This is a genomic window from Lactobacillus rodentium (genome assembly GCF_003423665.1).
GTDB classification, from domain to species: domain Bacteria; phylum Bacillota; class Bacilli; order Lactobacillales; family Lactobacillaceae; genus Lactobacillus; species Lactobacillus rodentium.
Genome location: NZ_BFBY01000002.1, coordinates 102,977 through 122,357, shown reverse-complemented (window position 1 = coordinate 122,357; position 19,381 = coordinate 102,977). Strand labels below are relative to the sequence as shown.

Annotated in this window: 18 protein-coding genes; 16 read left to right on the top strand and 2 right to left on the bottom strand. The window is 35.2% G+C overall.

Features of this window, described 5'->3' with window-relative positions; translation table 11 throughout:
• The first annotated feature begins 38 nt into the window (after nucleotides 1-38).
• A complete protein-coding gene (gene mltG, locus LrDSM24759_RS01880; RefSeq protein ID WP_117117803.1) occupies nucleotides 39-1,139 on the top strand; it encodes an endolytic transglycosylase MltG in 1,101 nt (366 codons plus the stop codon).
• A gap of 71 nt (nucleotides 1,140-1,210) precedes the next feature.
• Entirely contained in the window at nucleotides 1,211-1,690 is a 480-nt protein-coding gene (gene greA / locus LrDSM24759_RS01875) for a transcription elongation factor GreA (RefSeq protein ID WP_117117802.1), read from the top strand.
• A gap of 50 nt (nucleotides 1,691-1,740) precedes the next feature.
• On the opposite strand, the gene LrDSM24759_RS01870 is transcribed toward greA, so the two are convergent.
• Entirely contained in the window at nucleotides 1,741-4,314 is a 2,574-nt protein-coding gene (locus LrDSM24759_RS01870) for a YfhO family protein (RefSeq protein WP_117117801.1), read from the bottom strand.
• A gap of 181 nt (nucleotides 4,315-4,495) precedes the next feature.
• Here LrDSM24759_RS01870 and LrDSM24759_RS01865 point away from each other — a divergent pair, with 181 nt between their 5' ends.
• The 6 genes from LrDSM24759_RS01865 (at nucleotide 4,496) to LrDSM24759_RS01840 (ending at nucleotide 8,720) form a co-directional block, all read left to right on the top strand.
• The gene (locus LrDSM24759_RS01865; protein WP_117117904.1) at nucleotides 4,496-6,535 is read left to right on the top strand and encodes a peptidoglycan D,D-transpeptidase FtsI family protein; all 2,040 of its coding nucleotides are present in this window, start codon (nucleotides 4,496-4,498) and stop codon (nucleotides 6,533-6,535) included.
• Nucleotides 6,536-6,610: 75 nt separating this feature from the next.
• Nucleotides 6,611-6,760 (top strand): 50S ribosomal protein L33, encoded by a 150-nt coding sequence (gene rpmG, locus LrDSM24759_RS01860; protein ID WP_117117800.1) that lies wholly within the window; start codon nucleotides 6,611-6,613, stop codon nucleotides 6,758-6,760.
• Nucleotides 6,761-6,806: 46 nt separating this feature from the next.
• Complete coding sequence (locus LrDSM24759_RS01855; RefSeq protein ID WP_117117799.1) at nucleotides 6,807-7,379, top strand: 5-formyltetrahydrofolate cyclo-ligase; 573 nt, start codon at nucleotides 6,807-6,809, stop codon at nucleotides 7,377-7,379.
• Nucleotides 7,369-8,052, top strand: coding sequence for a rhomboid family intramembrane serine protease (locus LrDSM24759_RS01850; RefSeq protein ID WP_117117798.1), 684 nt, complete (start codon nucleotides 7,369-7,371; stop codon nucleotides 8,050-8,052). The genes LrDSM24759_RS01855 and LrDSM24759_RS01850 overlap by 11 nt, the downstream gene beginning before the upstream one ends.
• Nucleotides 8,052-8,267, top strand: a complete 216-nt coding sequence (locus LrDSM24759_RS01845; RefSeq protein ID WP_117117797.1) for a YqgQ family protein — start codon at nucleotides 8,052-8,054, stop codon at nucleotides 8,265-8,267. The genes LrDSM24759_RS01850 and LrDSM24759_RS01845 overlap by 1 nt, the downstream gene beginning before the upstream one ends.
• Nucleotides 8,268-8,318: 51 nt before the next feature.
• Nucleotides 8,319-8,720, top strand: a complete 402-nt coding sequence (locus LrDSM24759_RS01840) for a rhodanese-like domain-containing protein (RefSeq protein WP_117117796.1) — start codon at nucleotides 8,319-8,321, stop codon at nucleotides 8,718-8,720.
• A gap of 60 nt (nucleotides 8,721-8,780) precedes the next feature.
• Here the strand turns inward: LrDSM24759_RS01840 and LrDSM24759_RS01835 are convergent, their stop codons facing one another.
• Nucleotides 8,781-8,960: a DUF3042 family protein gene (locus tag LrDSM24759_RS01835; RefSeq protein WP_117117795.1), complete on the bottom strand. Its 180-nt coding sequence runs from the start codon at nucleotides 8,958-8,960 to the stop codon at nucleotides 8,781-8,783.
• Nucleotides 8,961-9,115: 155 nt separating this feature from the next.
• On the opposite strand from LrDSM24759_RS01835, the gene miaA reads away from it, so the two are divergent.
• The 8 genes from miaA (at nucleotide 9,116) to LrDSM24759_RS01795 (ending at nucleotide 19,129) form a co-directional block, all read left to right on the top strand.
• On the top strand, nucleotides 9,116-10,036 hold the full coding sequence (gene miaA / locus LrDSM24759_RS01830; protein ID WP_117117794.1) for a tRNA (adenosine(37)-N6)-dimethylallyltransferase MiaA: 921 nt from the start codon (nucleotides 9,116-9,118) through the stop codon (nucleotides 10,034-10,036).
• Complete coding sequence (locus LrDSM24759_RS01825; protein ID WP_117117793.1) at nucleotides 10,029-11,276, top strand: methionine gamma-lyase family protein; 1,248 nt, start codon at nucleotides 10,029-10,031, stop codon at nucleotides 11,274-11,276. The genes miaA and LrDSM24759_RS01825 overlap by 8 nt, the downstream gene beginning before the upstream one ends.
• Before the next feature lie 138 nt (nucleotides 11,277-11,414).
• Nucleotides 11,415-12,749: a type I glutamate--ammonia ligase gene (gene glnA / locus LrDSM24759_RS01820; RefSeq protein WP_117117792.1), complete on the top strand. Its 1,335-nt coding sequence runs from the start codon at nucleotides 11,415-11,417 to the stop codon at nucleotides 12,747-12,749.
• A gap of 155 nt (nucleotides 12,750-12,904) precedes the next feature.
• The gene (gene yjeM, locus LrDSM24759_RS01815; protein ID WP_117117791.1) at nucleotides 12,905-14,395 is read left to right on the top strand and encodes a glutamate/gamma-aminobutyrate family transporter YjeM; all 1,491 of its coding nucleotides are present in this window, start codon (nucleotides 12,905-12,907) and stop codon (nucleotides 14,393-14,395) included.
• 25 nt (nucleotides 14,396-14,420) lie between these two features.
• On the top strand, nucleotides 14,421-15,596 hold the full coding sequence (locus tag LrDSM24759_RS01810; RefSeq protein WP_117117790.1) for an MFS transporter: 1,176 nt from the start codon (nucleotides 14,421-14,423) through the stop codon (nucleotides 15,594-15,596).
• 125 nt (nucleotides 15,597-15,721) lie between these two features.
• Entirely contained in the window at nucleotides 15,722-16,540 is an 819-nt protein-coding gene (locus tag LrDSM24759_RS01805; RefSeq protein WP_117117789.1) for a Cof-type HAD-IIB family hydrolase, read from the top strand.
• Nucleotides 16,541-16,611: 71 nt separating this feature from the next.
• A complete protein-coding gene (locus LrDSM24759_RS01800) occupies nucleotides 16,612-17,574 on the top strand; it encodes an ATP-binding cassette domain-containing protein (RefSeq protein WP_117117788.1) in 963 nt (320 codons plus the stop codon).
• Nucleotides 17,567-19,129, top strand: coding sequence for an ABC transporter permease/substrate-binding protein (locus LrDSM24759_RS01795; RefSeq protein WP_117117787.1), 1,563 nt, complete (start codon nucleotides 17,567-17,569; stop codon nucleotides 19,127-19,129). Before LrDSM24759_RS01800 ends, LrDSM24759_RS01795 begins: the two co-directional genes overlap by 8 nt.
• Nucleotides 19,130-19,381: the final 252 nt, after the last annotated feature.

Genomic DNA, 19,381 nt, shown 5'->3' with positions numbered 1-19,381 from the left:
AAACTGTTCCTAGAGTTTTTGTCTGGAGGAAAGTTAATTTGCAAGATCAAAATAAACAAAGAGAGCATGAATTAGAGCAAGAAGGTTCTAATAAAGTAATGCGTTGGGTGGCTAGCGTAGTCGGAATTCTCATCGCCTTATTTGTTATTGGTGGTGGTGTTTATACCGTTTACGCCTTACAACCAGCTAATCGTCATAATGAGAGTGTAGTTAGTGTTCATATTCCTGATGGTGCAACTAATGATGAAATTGCCAATATCTTGAAAAAAGATGGTTTAATTCGGAATACATCAATTTTCAAAATGTGGCTCAAAACTCATTCAATTGCTAACTTCCAAGCAGGAGACTTTTATGTTTCACCTTCAATGAATAACCGTCAAATTGTTAGTCAATTGCAAGGCGGTGGTGGTCGCCCAGTAGTGGGGCATGTACTTGTTAAAGAAGGGCAAACAATTGATGAAATTGGAAATACAATTGCCAAGAATACTAAGTACTCTAAGAAGGATTTCTTAGCTTTAATGAAGAATAAGAAGTTTTTGGCCACCCTTGAAAAACGTTATCCAAAATTATTGACTTCTTCAATGAAGAAAAAAGATGTCCGTTATCACTTAGAAGGTTACTTATTCCCAGCTAAGTATGATGTTTACCAAGGGGCAAGTTTGGATGAATTAGTAACGCAAATGGTTGAAAAAGAAAACGAAGTTTTAATGCCATACTACAGTTCGATTAAGAAGAAGGATTTGACTGTTCAACAAGTTTTAACCTTAGCTTCTTTAGTTGAACGAGAAGGTGTTAAGGATACTGACCGACGCAAGATTGCGGGTGTCTTCTTCAACCGACTTGATGCTGGCATGCCATTACAATCAGATATTTCAGTTATGTATGCTCTAAACAAGCATAAACATTCATTATCTCTAAAAGATGTTAAGGTGAAATCACCATATAACTTGTATGTACATAAGGGTTATGGACCAGGTCCATTTAATAATCCAAGTCTAAACTCAATTAGTGCTGTCTTAAACCCACTTGATCGTGATGATAATTACCTTTACTTCGTTGCTAACCTTAAGACTGGAGAAGTTAAGTTCTCCCATACTTTAGATGAACACGAAGCAAATAATGCAAGTTTTGGGCAGTAAAAGTTGACAATTAGACTAATTAACCATACTATTTGATTTGCAAAGAGAAAAAAGTGAGGAGTTAAATCGCTATGGCACAAAAAGTATATCCGATGACCGCAGAAGGTAAGGAAAAGCTTGAAAAAGAATTAAGAGATTTAAAGTTAGTTAAACGCCCTGAAGTTATTGAACGAATTAAGGTTGCTAGATCTTACGGTGACCTTTCTGAAAACTCAGAATATGATGCTGCTAAGGATGAACAAAGTGCAGTTGAACAAAGAATTGCTCAAATTGAACAAATGCTTAAATATGCACAGGTGGTTGAGGCTGATAGTGTAGATCCTAATGAAGTTTCAATTGGTAAGACCATTACTTATACTGAAGTAGGTACTGATGATCCAGAAACATACACTATTGTCGGTTCAGATGAATCAGATCCATTAAGTGGTAAGATCTCAAATGAATCACCAATTGCTAAGGCCTTACTTGGAAAAAAGAAGGGTGACACTGTTACTATCAATACTCCAGGTGGAAGTTTTGATGTAACTATCGATGATGTAGAAAGTAAATAAATTTATTCTAAGTAGCAAAATAACCAAGGATTTTATCCTTGGTTATTTTTTTACATAAATTTTCGTTTAGACAAAATAATTATAAAAACAATTAAAGCTATTAAAGAAATCAGCATCCCTACTAGTAAAGTAAGAGGGAGATAAATTAATTTTATTTGATGATGCCCTGGTTTTAAATCAAAACTCAAGAAAGTGTGGGCAAAAGGTTTGGTCTGAATGAGGTGATGATTATCATACACTAACCAAGCTGAAGAGTAAGGAATAGTAGATTTAAGAGTTTCTCGTGATTTTGTCTTGAAGTTAAAACTCAAGGACAGAGCCGATGTTTGTTTGATTTGGGGTTGCTTTTTTAAATATGATTTTAGTACTTGATTAAATTTAGTTTGATTAAATTGCCAAATAAGGGCATTTCCAAGATATAGCTCTCTATGGTGTAAGGTAAAAGTAATTTTAACTGGTTTATCTTTTTGCTGGTTAGCAATTTCAATTAGATGATTATTATTTCCAAGTTCACTATTATCAATTAGCTGATGATTAACTCGTATAGTGGTGTTATTTTGATCTAGATCTGGTGGAAGTTCTAAATAGTAAGGATCATTGGATGTTGGGACAAAAGTGAAACTTACTTTACTTGGGAGCTCAGGGTTAATTTTATTAAATTCATGCCAATTGGATTTTGATTCTTTTGCATTCTGTAATTGGGCTAATGGCCAGTAATTTTCTTGATAAAGGATAAATTTTTTACCGGTAATATTATTTAAAATGTTAGTTTGGTTTTGAGTTGGATCATTTGAAATAAGGTGGGGATTGGAGCTTGTTGGAGACGCAAATATTAAAGGCAAAGCAGTCTGATTTTTGATAATGTTAAAGTCTTGATACTGCTTAAGCGTCTTTTTATTCATCAAGCTCGGGCGATAATCATAAGTGTTGAAAGCAGGATTATCATATTGATGAGAAGCCACTAAATAATATTTAATTCCTAAAATACTATCTGTCGCCAATGTAGCGTATTGGTTTTCAAAAGAATTATCATTATTTTTTAGCCCCAAATAATTAATAAAACGGATTACTTGGCGGTTATTAATAGAATTAAATGAACTTACGCCAGCGTAATTACTACTTAGAGGATCATTATCTGAGCGACTAAAATTCTTTTCGGTACGATAAAAATGATAATCGTGATTTTGAACCCAGGAGCTGGCTTTACTTACTTCAGTAGTATAGTTACTATATTCAGAATTATTTTGGTAAGAAATTGAACTTAAACTTAAAACAAGGTTGCTGGTACTACTCAAGGCCACCAAAGCAAAAAGTAAAAGTGGACTATATTTATAATTGAAAAAAATAATTAAAAGCAAACTACAGATGATTAAGATACTACTAATTGTTAGATTAAGTGAGTTGGCAAAAGCAAAATACTTTCTCGTAAAAATGAAATACATAAGTAAAGCGAGTCCAGCAATTAGGAGAATTATTTTTTGCCAATTTAGAAGTTTACTTTGTCTTGCTAAAGTGAGAATCATGAGATCAAGCAGGTAAAAGATCAAGAGAAAGCTTTGCCGGCCAGGATACCAAACTGGGAACTGACCTAAATGCCAAATTAGTACTAAAGGGGTAAAACTTAAAGATATAATTAGAAAGCTCAAAAAAATGAAGCTTGCTAGTTTTGGTCTGACTTTAATCTGCGGGTTAAAGAAAAATAAGAGACTTAGTAAAAGTAAAATACTAGGAAGATAAACATTTGGCAGACCATGAGACATTTCGTGAAATGAAAATGCCCCGTTTAAAAACTTACTGAGTCCTTTCCATAAGGGAAATTGCCAGGTTAAAGTCCAGTTAGTTTTTCCTTGAACTTTGCCAGCAAATAGGTCACTAATCGTCGGTAATAAAAGAAAACAAGCAATTAAGCTAGCACTGATTTCTGCAAATAAATAAGAAAAGATCGTCGATTGAAAGGATTTAAGCGGAGCTTCTTGACAAAATACTTGCCACAGATAATAAAAGAGACCGAAAAGTAATACCATATAACCAGTATAAAAATTAGTGGTCCACATCAAGAAGGTTATTAGAGTTAAATAAACCAACTGCTTACGGGTGATTATAATAAATAATTGATCGATTCCTTTAGTTAATAAGGGAAGTAAAATTAAACTATCAAGCCACATTAAATTTAAATTGAAGGCAACTACATAACCGGAAAGTGCATAGGCAAGACTGGCAGCTAGGGCATAAATTTTTTGGTAGGTCTGAAATTTTGTTTGCCAAAAATAGTAAGCCGCTAAGCCAATCGCACCAATTTTAAGGCTAATAATTATCAGAATAGCCTGAGGTAAATAATTATTTGGAAAGAAAAATAAGAGCCAGTTAAACGGACTGGTTAAATAATAAGCGCTCGTCCCAATAAAACTACTGCCTAACCCTTGATTAAAGTTGTAAATTAATTTTAAGGGATCAGAAAAGAAATTGTTTTTCAAATAAGCCAAAAAATCGATATATTGTTGCCCAAGATCAACAGTTAAAATATTGGTTTGATTTGATAAAAAATAAGATAGGAAAATGAAGCCGGGCAGGAAAAAAGATAATAAATAAAAAATTACTTGAGGAGATTTTTTGCTAGGTGTCATAGTTAACTCACTTTACTCATAAAAGAATTAAATATTAGTAAATTGTCATAGTGAAAATAGCAATAAGTCGCATTTTTTGCTAAAATCAAATCTAGTTTAGAGAGGTTTCAAATTGAATTTTAATATTTTTAAACGTAAAAATAAAAAACAAAAAAATAGCGGTCCTTCAACTGCTTTAAGAATGAATATTATCCTCGGGATAATTTTAGTCTTATTTTTACTTTTGATTGGTCAATTAGTCTATCTACAGATTATCTATGGGGGACGTTTTAACTCGGAAGTCCAAAAGACAGATTCCAAAGTCGTCACGACTAATGTCCCACGTGGGGTAATGTATGATTCAACTGGAAAAGTTTTAGTAGGTAATAAGGCTAATAATGCGATTACTTATACCAAGAGTAGTACAGTAAGTACTGAACAAATTTATTCAATTTCAAATAAATTAAGTCATTACATTACCATTGATAATGAAAAACCAACTAAAAGACACTTATATGATTATTATCTCGCAAATGAGGCAAATAACAAACGAGTAGAAGCTAAACTACCTAAATCAGCCAAGGTAGATAGTAATGGCGACCAACTAGATAGCAGTACAGTTTATGAAAATACTTTAAAGGAACTCGAAAAAGAAAATCCTAAATTTACCAAGAGACAAAAAACTGCTGCTTTGATTTTTAATAAAATCTCAGGTGCTTATACTTTATCTACTATTTATATTAAGAATAATCACTTATCGGATAAGGAATTAGCTACTGTCGGTGAACACTTATCTGATCTTCCAGGTGTGGGAATCGGAACTGACTGGGCTCGTAACTACCCTAATGGAAAATCAATTCAAAGTGTGATTGGATCTGTTTCTTCTGAAAAATCTGGCCTACCAAGTGATAATTTGCAATATTACCTAAGTCAAGGTTATTCACGAAATGATCGTGTCGGAACTTCTTATTTAGAAGAAGAATATGAACCTTTATTAAAAGGAACCAAAGGTCAATCGGAAGTTACTTCCAAAGACAATGGTCAAATCGAACAAACCAAAACTGTTTATAAAGGTGAAAGTGGTTCAAGTTTAGTTTTAACTATTAATGCCAAATATCAACAAGAAGTTCAAAAAGCCCTCACCCAAGTTTATAATTCAGCTGAAGCAGCTGGTGCTACTCAATATTCAAGTGGTGCTTATGCAGTAGCTATGAATCCTAAAACTGGTGCAGTTTTAGCTATGGCCGGAATTAGTCATAATCCTAAGACTGGTAAAGATACGGAAAATGCCCTTGGCGTTATTAACCAATCCTTTGTTATGGGGTCAGCAGTTAAGGGGGCAACTGTTTCTGGTGGTTTAATGAATCATATTATTACTCCAACTAGTAACACTTTACCCGATACTCCGATTTACTTACCTGGTTCACCAGTTAAAAAGTCAGTTTATCCGGTGGGAACCTTCGGTGCCCTCGATGCACCAACAGCCTTGGAAGTTTCATCTAATATCTATATGATGCAACTAGCTTTGAGATGGGTGAAGGCAAAATATGAACCTCATACTTATATTTCAATGCCTAAAGATGCTTTCCAAACACTAAGAAATAACTTTTCAATGTTTGGTCTTGGCCAAAAAACTGGGATTGATTTACCAGGAGAAGTTGCCGGAATTAAAGGAGCTTCATTTAACTCGAAAGGACAATTATTAACAGGATCAGTGCTTGACTTGGCTTATGGTAACTATGATGCTTATACGCCTATCCAAATGGTCCAATATGTATCAACCATTGCTAACGGTGGTTACCGGATGCAACCATATGTCGTGCAATCTGTTGGTAAGACTACTGCTGATGGTAAGAAAGTGGCTATTAATTACAATAAAAAACCACAAGTACAGATGCGAATTCCATGGACGCAAGATGAGTTAAATGTAGTACGTGAGGGATTCGATCGCGTAGTTCACGGTAGTAATTCATGGGGAACGGCACATGCCTTGAGTGATGTTAAGCCTCGTATTGCTGGTAAAACCGGTACGGCTGAAACCTTCTACTATGATCCTGACAAACCTGGTAATCCTAATGCTCCAGAAGTGATTAATGCGACCTTTGTTGGCTATGCACCAGAATCAGATCCTAAAATTGCCATCGCTGTAGTTTTCCCTGGCTTAGATCCTGACAAAGAAGGTACTTTTACCCTTCAAGTAGCTAAAGCAATGGTTGAAGATTATGCTGAGTTATACAAATAGAAAAAGACTGGAAATTTAACCTGAATAATGGTATAGTTTAACAGTCAATATAAAAACAAATAGGTGGTGGAAAAGATGGCAGATCATATTATTCTTGAATGTACCGAATGTGGTGACAGAAGTTACTTATCTGAAAAGAATAAGCGTAAGCATCCAGAACGTTTAGAATTAAAGAAGTATTGCCCAGTTGAAAGAAAGGCAACACTTCACCGCGAAACTAAGTAATTAAAACAACAGGTTTGCCTGTTGTTTTTTTATTTATGGAGATCATATGATAGATAAAACGACATTTCGCCAGAAGCAAATCAATTTATTAACTAATTTTGCACAGACATCAAGAAAACTAGCAGAAGATCAAATTTTGGCTACTAAATTTTTGCAACATCCTTTAACTAAAAAAGCGCAAAAAATTGCGATTACTTTTGCAATGCCACTTGAGGTTAATACGCAACCAATTATTAGATCTTTATGGGAGCAGGGAAAAGAAGTGTATATTCCGCGTGTTTTACCGAAACGACAAATGGAATTTACCCAATATAAGCCAGAGACGAAGTTGACCAAGAGTAAGTTTGGTGTTTGGGAAAATTGGAATGAAAATGTTAAAGTTTCTTCACAATTAGATTTAATGGTTGTACCAGGACTGGCTTTTAGTTTAAATAATAATGAACGACTTGGCTTTGGGGGAGGATATTATGACCGTTATTTAGCAAAGCATGATTTACAAACGGTTGCCCTAGTAAATAGTAAACAGCTAGTAGCAAGCCCCCAATGGCCAGTCGAAGATTTTGATATAGATTTGAAGCAGCTTATTTTAACTGATGAGGATAAAGATAATGGAAACTAGAAAGACGCGCTTACCCTTACCATATATGACAATTGCTATCTTGGCAGTTTTAGTAGTAATGTATTTGGTTGAAACTGTGATGGGTGGTTCGACAAGTGGGACAGTTTTAATGCGACTTGGTGCGATGAATAATTTAGCTGTCGCCGAACACCATCAATTTTGGCGTTTATTTACTGCTCAATTTTTGCATATTGGTTGGCTTCATTTAGCCTCCAATGCAGTGATGATTTATTATTTGGGTCAATATTTAGAACCAATTATAGGTTCTTGGCGCTTCTTAGGAATTTACCTTTTATCAGGTGTTGGTGGTAACTTGTTGAGTTTTGCAGTGGGAAATGACTATAGCATTGCTGCAGGTGCATCTACCGCCTTGTTTGGCTTATTAGGTGCCGTGATTGCTCTCTATGTTCGCAATCGCAATTTGCCTTTTATTGAACAGTTAGGAAAAATGTCAATTGCCTTGGCTGTGATTAATCTGGGATTGGACCTCTTTATTAAAGATATTGATATTTTGGGACATGTTGGTGGTTTAATCAGTGGATTTTTCTTATGCATTTTGATTGGTAATAAGAATTTACGTCAATACCATACAAAATTAAGGGTAATTAGTTTAGTAGTATTAATTTTATACACTGTTTGGAGTTTGAGATCAGGAATGGTGATCAGTTACTAATGAAAACTTTATATGATGTCCAACAACTATTAAAACGTTTCAATATCTTGGTTCATGTTGGTAAACGTAAGTGGGATATTGAATTAATGGGAATTGAATTAGATAATTTACATCATCGTGGCGTTATAACGAAAAAAGAATATATGAATGCCAAGTTAGTTTTGCGCCATGAATATGAATATGAACTAAAAAAAGAAGCTAGCACAAAAGCGTAGATTAGCTTATGATATTTAATAGAATAAATAAAAGAGGAGTCGTGCCGGTAAATGAATAATATCTTTTGGATTATCAACACTGTTTTAATTATTATCATTTTAGCTTTTGTACTAAGTTGGCTTTGGCAAAAAATTCAAGCAAAAAGCGTAGGCGGAAAACTTACCCAAAAAGAATTTGAAGCAGGTAAACGTAAGGCGCAAATTATTGATGTTCGAGAAAAAGGACCATTTAAAAAGAAACATATCTTAGGTGCTCGCAACATTCCCTTGACTATGTTTAAATATCAATTTTCAGAAATTAGACCTGATTTACCAGTATATTTATATTCTGATTCGCAAGCAATGACCTTAAGAGCAGCCAAGATCTTAAAAAAGAATGGCTATCAAAAAGTGTATTGGTTAGAAGATCCCTTTGATAAATGGGAAGGTCAAACTAAGGCTTCAAAATATTAAAGCAAGCAAAAAGGCTACAAGTATTAAAACTTGTAGCCTTTTATTATTGAAAATCATGAATTAAGCTTGGTGAGAAACGTGACTCTTTCTGTTAGCCTTAATTCTGTTTTCTTCCATCTTATTTTCTTGTTCAATTTCTGGATCAAGAACCTTTTTCTTGTAAGTAAAAGCACCTGCAGCAATTGCACCAATGCTTGCTAAAATACCAGTTGCTAAACCTGCACCAAATTTCTTTGCCATAATTTGTGCCTCCTAATATATTATTTTTCTTTACACTTTTAATTTTAGCAGTTAGTGAAGTTGAAATAAAGAATTATGAATAAGGAAAAGCGAATAAAATTTGAGATTTATTTGTTAAAATTAAGATGAATTAAAAAAGAGAAAACAGGAATAAAATGCAAAAAATAATTGTAATTGTAGGACCTACTGCAGTAGGGAAAAGTGCTTTTGGCTTAGACTTGGCTGAAAAAATAGACGGCGAAATTATTTCAGGTGATTCAATGCAAATCTACCAAGAAGTCGGAATTGGCACAGCGAAGCCTACACCAGCAGAACAAGCTAGGGTCAAGCATTATTTAGTAGATGAAAAATCAATTTTTGAAGAATATTCGGTCAAAGATTTTGTCAAACAAGCAAATGAAGCAATTGGGCAAATTGCTCGTAATCACCATGTTCCGCTTGTAGTTGGAGGGACAGGTTTTTATATCAATGCTTTGGTTAATAAAATGCAGCTAGGAGAACCAGGTGAATATCGTACAAGTGTCGATAAGGAGTGGGAGGATTATTTGGCTCGCTATGGTCCAGAAAAATTATGGGCGGAGTTAAATAAGAGAGATCCTGAAGCAGCTAAAAAAATTGCTATTCAAAATTCAAGAAGAACGTTGCGAGCCCTCACTGTAATCTCGCGGACCGGTAAACCTTTTAGTAGCCAACAAAAAAAGATTGAACCGCGTTATAACGCTTTAATTATTGGCCTTAATAGTGAGCGCCAGCTAGTCTATGACCGGATTAATCAGCGGGTAGATAAGATGATGGCAGCAGGATTATTAAATGAAGCGCGTTTTGTCTTTGATCATCGCGATCAGGAACATCAGGCGATTCAGGCAATTGGTTATAAGGAATTTTTCCCTTATTTTGAAGGTGAGCAAGATCTTGACCAGGCAGTAGCTAAATTGAAACAGGCCTCACGCAAATATGCCAAAAGACAGTTAACATATTTTAAACATCAGTTACCAGTAGAGTGGTTTGATCCTCTCCAGGATAAAAACTATCAAGAAAAAATTATCAAGAGAGTAGAGGAATTTTTGAATGAATAATTTACCTGATAAATTACAAAAAATTGTTAGAGACGTTGATGCAATGATTGATCCACGGTTAAAAGAAATCGATGACCAAATTTTATATAACCAAAATAAGGTTTTACAGGCCTTCAAAGATCATCAAGTAGCCGAAAGTGACCTTTTGGGAACTACTGGATATGGTAATAATGATGAAGGTCGTGATAAATTAGATCAAATTTATGCACAAATTTTTAAAACTGAAGATGCTTTAGTACGGTCGCAATTTGTCTCGGGGACTCACACTCTAGCTACAGCAATGGCAGGTAATTTGGTTCCAGGTGACGAATTAACTTATTTAACAGGGATGCCATATGACACCATGCAAGAAGTAATTGGTATGGCTGGCGATAAGCGAGGAAGTTTAGCCCAATATGGCGTTAAGTTCTCTTACATCCCACTAAAAGATGGTGATGTCGATTATGAGCAAGCACCCCAATTTTTAGCGCAACATCAACCAAAAATGGTGGTAATTCAGCGTTCTCGTGGCTATGATCCTCGTCAAAGTTTTACGGTTCAAAAAATCAAAAAAATGATTAAAATGGTTAAAAAGGCATCACCAAAAAGTATTGTCTTTATTGATAACTGTTATGGCGAATTTTCTGAAAAACATGAACCAACTGAGTATGGTGCTGATTTAATGGCAGGATCTCTAATTAAAAATGCTGGTGGTGGTTTTGCTAAAATTGGTGGTTATATTGTTGGTAAGAAAGAATATGTCGAAAATGCAACTTTTAGATTGACCGCAGCAGGTATTGGCCGTGATGAAGGAGCTACGTTAAATAATAATCGTGACTTTTATCAAGGACTCTTTATGGCCCCAACCACTACCGGAAGTGCAATTAAAGGCGCGATTTATAGTGCCGCACTATTAGAAAAGATGGGTGCGGATGTTTCACCAAAATGGAACGAACCAAGAACCGATTTAATTCAAGCCATTATTTTTAATGATCCTGATAAAATGATTCAATTTGTGCAACAAATTCAGGCTAATTCACCAATTGATTCATTTGTATCGCCAGTTCCTAGTGAACAACCTGGTTATGAAGACAAAATTATTATGGCAGCTGGATCATTTGTGGAAGGTTCAACAGTTGAGTTTTCAGCTGATGGACCAATTAGACCTCCATATGTGGTTTATATGCAAGGTGGGCTAACTTATGCGCATGTTAAGTTAGCAATTACGGCGGCAGTTAGAGCAATTTATTTTAAAGATTAAAATTATTTTAAAATATCTTTTCACTTTTAATTGACGATACCAATTTCTTTTGCTATTGTTTAGATGTGCTTAGCACAAAGCAAAAAAGTTGTTTTTGAGGACTATACCAATTTAAAGTCCTTTAGATAGGTGTGTACAATGACAAAACAAATTAGTGCTGAAGATATTAGAAAGAGCGTTAAAGATAATGACGTTCGATTTTTACGTTTAGCTTTTACTGATGTAAATGGAACAATGAAAAGCGTAGAAGTTCCAACTAGTCAATTAGAAAAAGTTTTAACTAATGATATTCGCTTTGATGGTTCTTCAATTGAAGGTTTCGTTAGAATTGAAGAAAGTGATATGGTATTACATCCAGACTTTTCAACTTGGATGATTTTACCTTGGGATACTGAGGATGGTAAGATTGGTCGCTTAATCTGTGACGTTTATAAGACTAATGGTGAACCATTTGAAGGTGATCCCCGCAACAATTTGAAGCGTGTTGTCAAAGAAATGAAAGACATGGGCTTTTCTACTTTTGATATTGGTTTTGAAGCAGAATTCCACCTCTTCAAGATGGGTGAAAATGGCGAATGGACTACTGAAGTTCCCGATCATGCTTCTTACTTTGATATGACTTCTGATGATGAAGGTGCAAGATGTCGTCGTGACATTGTGGAAACTTTAGAAAAAATTGGTTTTGAAGTTGAAGCTGCTCACCACGAAGTAGGGGAAGGCCAACAAGAAATTGACTTTAAGTTTGATGATGCCTTAACAACTGCTGACCGTGTTCAAACTTTCAAGATGGTGGTAAGAACTATTGCTCGCAAGCATGGTTTAGTAGCTACCTTTATGGCTAAACCACTTGAAGGTGCTGCTGGTAACGGGATGCATACTAATATGTCACTATTTAAGGATGGCAAGAATGTCTTTTATGATAAAGATGGTGAATACCACTTATCAAAGACTGCTTTATACTTCTTAAATGGTATTTTGGAACATGCACGTGCAATTACTGCAATTGCTAATCCAACTGTTAACTCATATAAACGTTTAATTCCAGGTTTTGAAGCACCTGTATATATTTCATGGGCAACCAAGAATCGTTCACCGCTTGTTCGTATTCCTGATGCTGATGAAGTTGGTACTCGTTTGGAAATGCGTTCTGCTGATCCAATGGCTAACCCATACTTATTATTAGCCGCAGTTCTCAAAGCTGGATTAGATGGAATTAAGCAAGAAAAGATGCCAATGGAACCTATTACTTCAAATGTCTTCGAAATGAGTGAAGAAGAAAGAGCTAAACGTGGTATTAAACCACTTCCTTCAACTCTTCACAATGCGATTAAGGCATTTAAGGAAGATGAGTTAATGCAAGAAGCATTAGGTGACCACTTAACTCATAGTTTTATTGAATCTAAAGAATATGAATGGGCACAATACACCCAATCAGTTTCTGATTGGGAAAGAAAGATGTATATTAACTATTAATCTTTTACCTAAATAAGATTAACAATAGCGATTACTTGAAAAAGTAGTCGCTATTTTTTTATAAAAATTAAAATTAATTTCGTTAAATCTTTGAAAATAATTAAAAGTAGGACCATAATAAAATAGGTGTTTTACAAAAAGGAGTTTTATTTTTTATGGATCAGAAAAATGGCGTCAAGCTAAAGACCGGTGCTTTAGTTTTGATGATTTTCTCAGCTATCTTTGGATTTAGTAATTCATTGACAGCTTATTATCAAATGGGTTACGCCAGTATTTTGTGGTATATCTTAACTGCGGTACTGTTCTTTATCCCATCTGCATTAATGTTCGCCGAATATGGAGCAACTTTTAAGGGTGCTAAAGGAGGAATTTTTTCTTGGCTACGTGGCTCAGTTAGTGAAAAAACATCCTTTATCGGAACTTTCATTTGGCTCGCTGCTTGGGTTGTCTGGCTTGTGTCATCAACTCAATTCTTCCTGGTATCATTATCAACTGCAATTTTTGGTCACGATACCACCCAAAGTTGGCATTTAGGAAATATCTTGACTTCGACTCAACTTTTAGGTGTGCTTGAAGTAGTTTTCTTAGTCGTTGTTACTTTTTGTGCAGCTAAAGGTGTTGATAAAATTGCCTTTGTAAGTAACATTGGTGGTTTCTTTACCTTAGCGATCGCAATCGGTTTTATGGTAGTATCTTTGATCGTCTTCTTTCTTAATCATGGTCAACTTGCCGAACCATTAACCACAACTAATTTGGTTCATTCACCGAATCCAGCTTTCCAAAGTCCAATTGCAGTTATTTCATTCATTGTTTATGCTTTATTTGCTTATGGTGGTTTGGAAACTTCATCAGGTGTGATTGATTCAGTAGATAAACCTGAAAAAACTTATCCCAAAGCCTTGATTATTGCCATGGTTTTGATGACTGCACTTTATGTCTTTAACATTTTAATGTGTGGGGTGGCAGTTAACTGGAACCATGCTTTGGCTAGCAAAAATGTTGACTTGGCCAATGTTGAATATGTTTTGATCAACAATTTGGGTCTTGTTATGGGTCATAGTTTGGGCCTTTCACATAGTACTGCCGCAACTTTAGGAGTAATCTTTTCAAGATTTGCTGGTATTGCTGATGTTTTAGCTGGTATCTCAGCTGCTTTCTTGATGGTTTATTCACCAATTAAGTCCTTTATTGAAGGTTGTGATCCTAAGCTTTTACCAAAAGGCTTAACGAAGTTAAACAAGCACAACATGCCTGAACGCGGTATGTGGGTTCAAGCATTAATTGTTAGTGTCATTATTTTGTTCATTGCCTTTGGTGGTAATGCGGCTGGACAATTTTATACTATCTTAATGGATATGATGAATGTTTCTTCATCAGCTCCATACCTCTTCTTAATCGGTGCCTTTCCATTCTTTAAGATGAAAAAAGACCTCGATCGTCCCTTTGTCTTTGTAACTGGGATGAAAAAAGTCTGGACAATTACGACAGTAGTTTGGTTAGTAGTGGCAATCGGTATTATCTTTACTTGTATCGAACCATTATTTACTGGCGATTATATGACTTCATTCTGGACAGCAATTGGACCAGTAGCTTTTGGAATTGTAGCTTGGATTTATTATTCCTACCAAGAACGTAAGAATAAGTAAAAATTAACTAATAGGAGACCTAGATTTGAAGAAATCTAAATCAATCTATACGAAAGACGTGGTGCTAGTAATGGCGGCCTCGTTTTTCTTTATGTTTTCAGTAATGTTTGTGACACCATTAATTAATGGTTTTGCCCTTGATTTGGGGGCAAGTACCATTTTTGCCGGAGTAATTACGGGGATGATGAGTATTATTTCCATGTTTTTACGTCCAGTAGCAGGAAACTTAACTGATCGTTTTTCAAAATATCAATTATCTTTTATTGGTGGTATTTTGATTTTTATTGGTGTTGGGGGATATTGTTTTTCACCATCTGGTGCTTGGCTTTTAATATTTAGACTAATTAATGGTGTTGGCTTTGTTTTGGCGACCGTTTGTATGGCAACTTGGCTTTCCATGCTGGTACCGCGGGCAAATGTTGGTCAGGCAATGGGTTTTTATGGCTTGATGAATGCGTTAGCAATGGCAGTGGCTCCCGCAATGTCGATTAACTTATATAAAGTTATTGGCTATCGCTGGTCTTTGGCAATTGCCGCTTTGGCTGCCTTATTGATGGTGATTATGATTCAATTTGTGGGCGATAAAGGCCAGCCTCAACAAAAGCAAGCTGATCAAAGGCAAAGGAAGTTCAAAATTATTCAGCGAGATTCTATCCCTGTTGGGATTTTAATTATGCTTTTTGCCTTTCCATACTTTATCACGCAGGCTGATATTGTGATGTACGCAACTTATCGCCACTTAAATATCTCTGTGGGATCATTCTTTATTATTTATGCAATTGCTTTATTAATTATTAGAACTGTACTCAAGAAAGATTTTGATACCGTTCGATTTGGTCGCTGGTTCTGGATTAGTATTGTAGCCATGATTGTTTTCTTAATTGCGGCTACTTATATGTTTAATGACTGGATCATGGGTTTAGCTGCGTTAGCTTTAGCAGTAGGATATGGTGTAATTTACTCAGTCTTGCAATCAACTGCTTTATTATTAGCTCCAATGGAAGAACAAGGTTTAGCCACAGCCACATTTTATTTGGGTATGGATATTGCGATGGCCTTTGGACCAATGCTTGGTGGGGTATTAGCAGCAAAAATTCCACATAGCTTATTCTATCTAGTTTTATTAATTGAAATTCCATTTATGATAATTGTTTACTTGATTTATCATAAACGGTTAAACGGAGCAATTGATCATCATTAAAGTATAACGACAGTATAACGTTAAAACGTTATACTTTTTTTATGAAAAATAATTCTGAGATATTTACATAATGCAAAATAAAGCATTAAATAATATAAGTAAGTATTTGAAGGAGGAAACAAACAATGACATTACCTTTTAAAGCAGTGGCCGTTGATATGGATGGAACCTTTTTAAACGAAAAAAGAGATTTTGACCATGAAGAATTTGCCAAAATTTTATCTATCTTTGAAAAAGAAGGGGTTCATTTTATTGTTGCCTCTGGTCGACCTTATGCACGCTTAAAGCAAGATTTTGTTGATTTTAGAGATCGGATGGATTTTGTAACGGTAAATGGTGCACGTTTAATTGCAGAAGGTAAACAAATTGGTATCACTCCAATTAAGCGTGACTTGATTCTAGCCACTGTAGCCTTTGGTGAAAGAACTTATAACGGCGTTACAACCTTAGTGTTTGGTCCTGGTAAAGCTTATGTGCTCAAGAGTGCGCCCGAAGAAGAGAAAAAATTCTTGGCTTATTTTGCTGGGGATGTCGGTGAGCTCGATAAGTGGGAAGATTTACCTGATGAAGATTTTGTGCAAATTACCTTTAATTGTGGTGGTAAAAATGCACCAGATATTCAAAAAGCCATTAACGATAAATATGGTAAGGTGATTTCTGCTTACGGCTCAGCTGACTTTGCGGTTGACGTTGATGCTTATGGTGTAAGTAAGGCCGAAGGCTTAAAAGAACTTCTGGCTAAATTTGGTTTAACTGGGGAAGACTTAATTGCCTTTGGTGATGGCGGTAATGATATTGAAATGCTTAAGCTAGCTAAATATTCTTACGCGATGGAAAATGGCATGGATGAAGTTAAACAAGTTGCGCGTTATATCGCTCCCAAAAACTCCGAAAATGGGGTCTTCAAGGTTTTAGAAGATTATATTAAGAAGTATTTGAATTAGTTTTAAAACTTGTGTTCGTAGTTCTGCTATGAAAGAATTAAGTAAAGAATGCAAGGATTAAGGAAAACAGAATGATTAAATATGAACAAATCTCCAAAAAATATGGAGAACGAATGATTTTGGACGATGTTTCATTTACCGTTAAAGATGGTGAAATATTCGTTTTGGTAGGTCCAAGTGGTAGTGGTAAAACTACCTTGCTTAAGATGTTCAATCGTCTTATTGAACCTAGCAGTGGCAATATTTTTTATAATGATAAAAATATCAAAGATTATAATTTAAGAGAATTAAGACAAAAGACAGGCTATGTTCTGCAGTCAGCTTCTTTGTTTCCTAATTTAACTGTGGGTGAAAATATCACTTTACCACTTGAACAAAGAAAGGGTTTCACTAAAAAGGAGCGCTTAAAAGTACAAAAGACTGTGCTTGAAGGAGTGCAACTGGATCCCGAAGTTTATTTGGATCGATATCCAGACCAATTATCTGGTGGTGAAGCACAAAGGGTAGGAATTGGCCGTGCTTTAGCAGGTGATCCTAAGGTGGTTTTAATGGATGAACCATTTTCTGCTCTTGATCCTGTGGTCCGGAAACAATTACAAGATTTAGTACTCAAACTTCAAAAACGTTTCCATGTCACAATCATGTTCGTAACACATGATATGAATGAGGCAATTCGCATGGGTAACCAGATTGGAGTAGTTCACGAAGGTCATTTGGAACAAGTGGGTAAACCGAGAGAGATTTTACAACACCCAGCAACTGAATTTGTTAAGAATTTCTTTGCGGGCAGCGAATCTCATAGTGCACTTGATTTGGAAACATTAGTAAAGAGTGAAATTGGGGTAGATGTGAAGTATTATCCAAAAACAGAAACCTTGCCTCACTATCACGTTTATAATGTCCAAGACTTAATTAAAGATTGTTCAGATAATCCTGATAAGTTATTTGTAGCGGAGACGAGTTTTGGTGATTATGTCATTGAACCAAAACAAGTGTGGAAATTTTTATTGAAGAGGGTGAGCGCCAATGATTAATTCTTTAGGAAAAATGATTGTCGAAAATCATGACCAAATTTGGGCTACCACCTTGGTTCACATTAGGATTTCATTGATCTCGCTCTTCATTGCGATGATTATTGCAATTCCTTTGGCCTTTGCTGTTAGGAACCATAAACGTGCTGCAGGCTTTTTCTTACAAATTGCCGGTATTATTCAAACGATTCCTAGTTTAGCTATCCTGGGTTTATTATTACCATTTGTTGGTATTGGAACTACACCAGCAATTATCGCTTTAGTGCTTTATGCCTTAATGCCAATTTTTCAAAATACTTATTCAGGCTTAGAAAATATTCCTGATAATTTGAAAGAAGCAGCTACAGCATTTGGTCTTACTAAATGGAAAAGATTTCAAAAATTAGAATGGCCTTTGGCTTTTCCAATGATTCTTTCAGGAATTAGGATTGCGTTAGTTATGATTATTGGTACCGCTACTTTAGCTGCTTTAATTGGTGGTGGTGGTCTTGGTACTTATATCTATCAAGGTATCAATTCTGATAATTCCACCGAGGTCTTGTTGGGAGCAATTCTTTCTGCATTGCTAGCCCTAGTATTTTCTTGGTTCTTGAGTTTTATCTCTAAAAATAAAACTCGTACTAAATTTGGTTTAGGCCTTGTGGCAGTGTTATTACTTTTTTGGGGTGGAACCAGCGTTTACAACAACTATGTCAAACCTCACACGCAGCCACAAACGCATCGGGTTGAAACTAAGAAAATTGTCATTGGCGGTAAGATGGGAACAGAGCCAAATCTTTTGATTCATATGTATAAAGATTTGATTGAAGCTAATGATCCTCATACTGAAGTAGTTTTGAAACCAAACTTTGGTACTACCAACTTTTTATTCAATGCTCTCAAGACTGACAAAATTGATATTTACCCTGAATTCACAGGCACTGTCTTACAGACAATTGTCAAAACTGGGAAAAAGACCGGTAATGATCCAAAAGCCGTTTATAAACAGGCTAAAGATGATTTAAATAAGCAATATCAAATGACTTATTTAGAGCCAATGGCTTACCAAAATGGTTACGCACTAGCTACAACCGAAAAATTTGCCAAAGAAAATAAATTGACTAAGATTAGCGACTTGAAGAGGATCAATAAGAAGGTTAATGCAACCTTTGATACTGATTTTGCTAGTCAAAATGATGGTTACCCAGGATTGCAAAAAGTTTATAAATTAGACTTTGCTACGATCAAAAGTACCGATGCAAGCATTCGCTATCAAGCGATTGCTCAAGGTAAATCTAATATCGTGGATAGTTATACAACTGATCCTGAAGTAAAACAAAACAAATTAGTTTTACTCCAAGATGATTTGAAGTATTTCCCACCATATCAAGGGGCACCACTGATGACAAATAAATTTGCCAAAGAAAATCCTAAAGTTGTCAAAGCTTTAAATAAACTCGCTGGTAAAATTACTACTGAACAAATGCAGACAATGAACTATGAAGTTAAAGTTGAACACAAGTCTGTAAGTAAAGTTGCCCGTGATTTCTTGATTCAACAAGGATTATTGAAGAAATAATAAAAATCGATGAAGTACCTCATGATTGTTAGACATAGATCTAACGATTGTGAGGTATTTTTTTATGATCATAAGAAATTATTTTATACACCATAATTGTTTTAGTCGGTCTCACCTTTTCAATATAACGTGGTTTGTTTATTTGAGTCTGACTTAATTGAGAAAAAGCTGGTATACAAGGGTTTAGTTTTATATTTAATTCATCCTAATTGATTACTATTTTTAATTTATTGCAACATTCGTTATCTAATT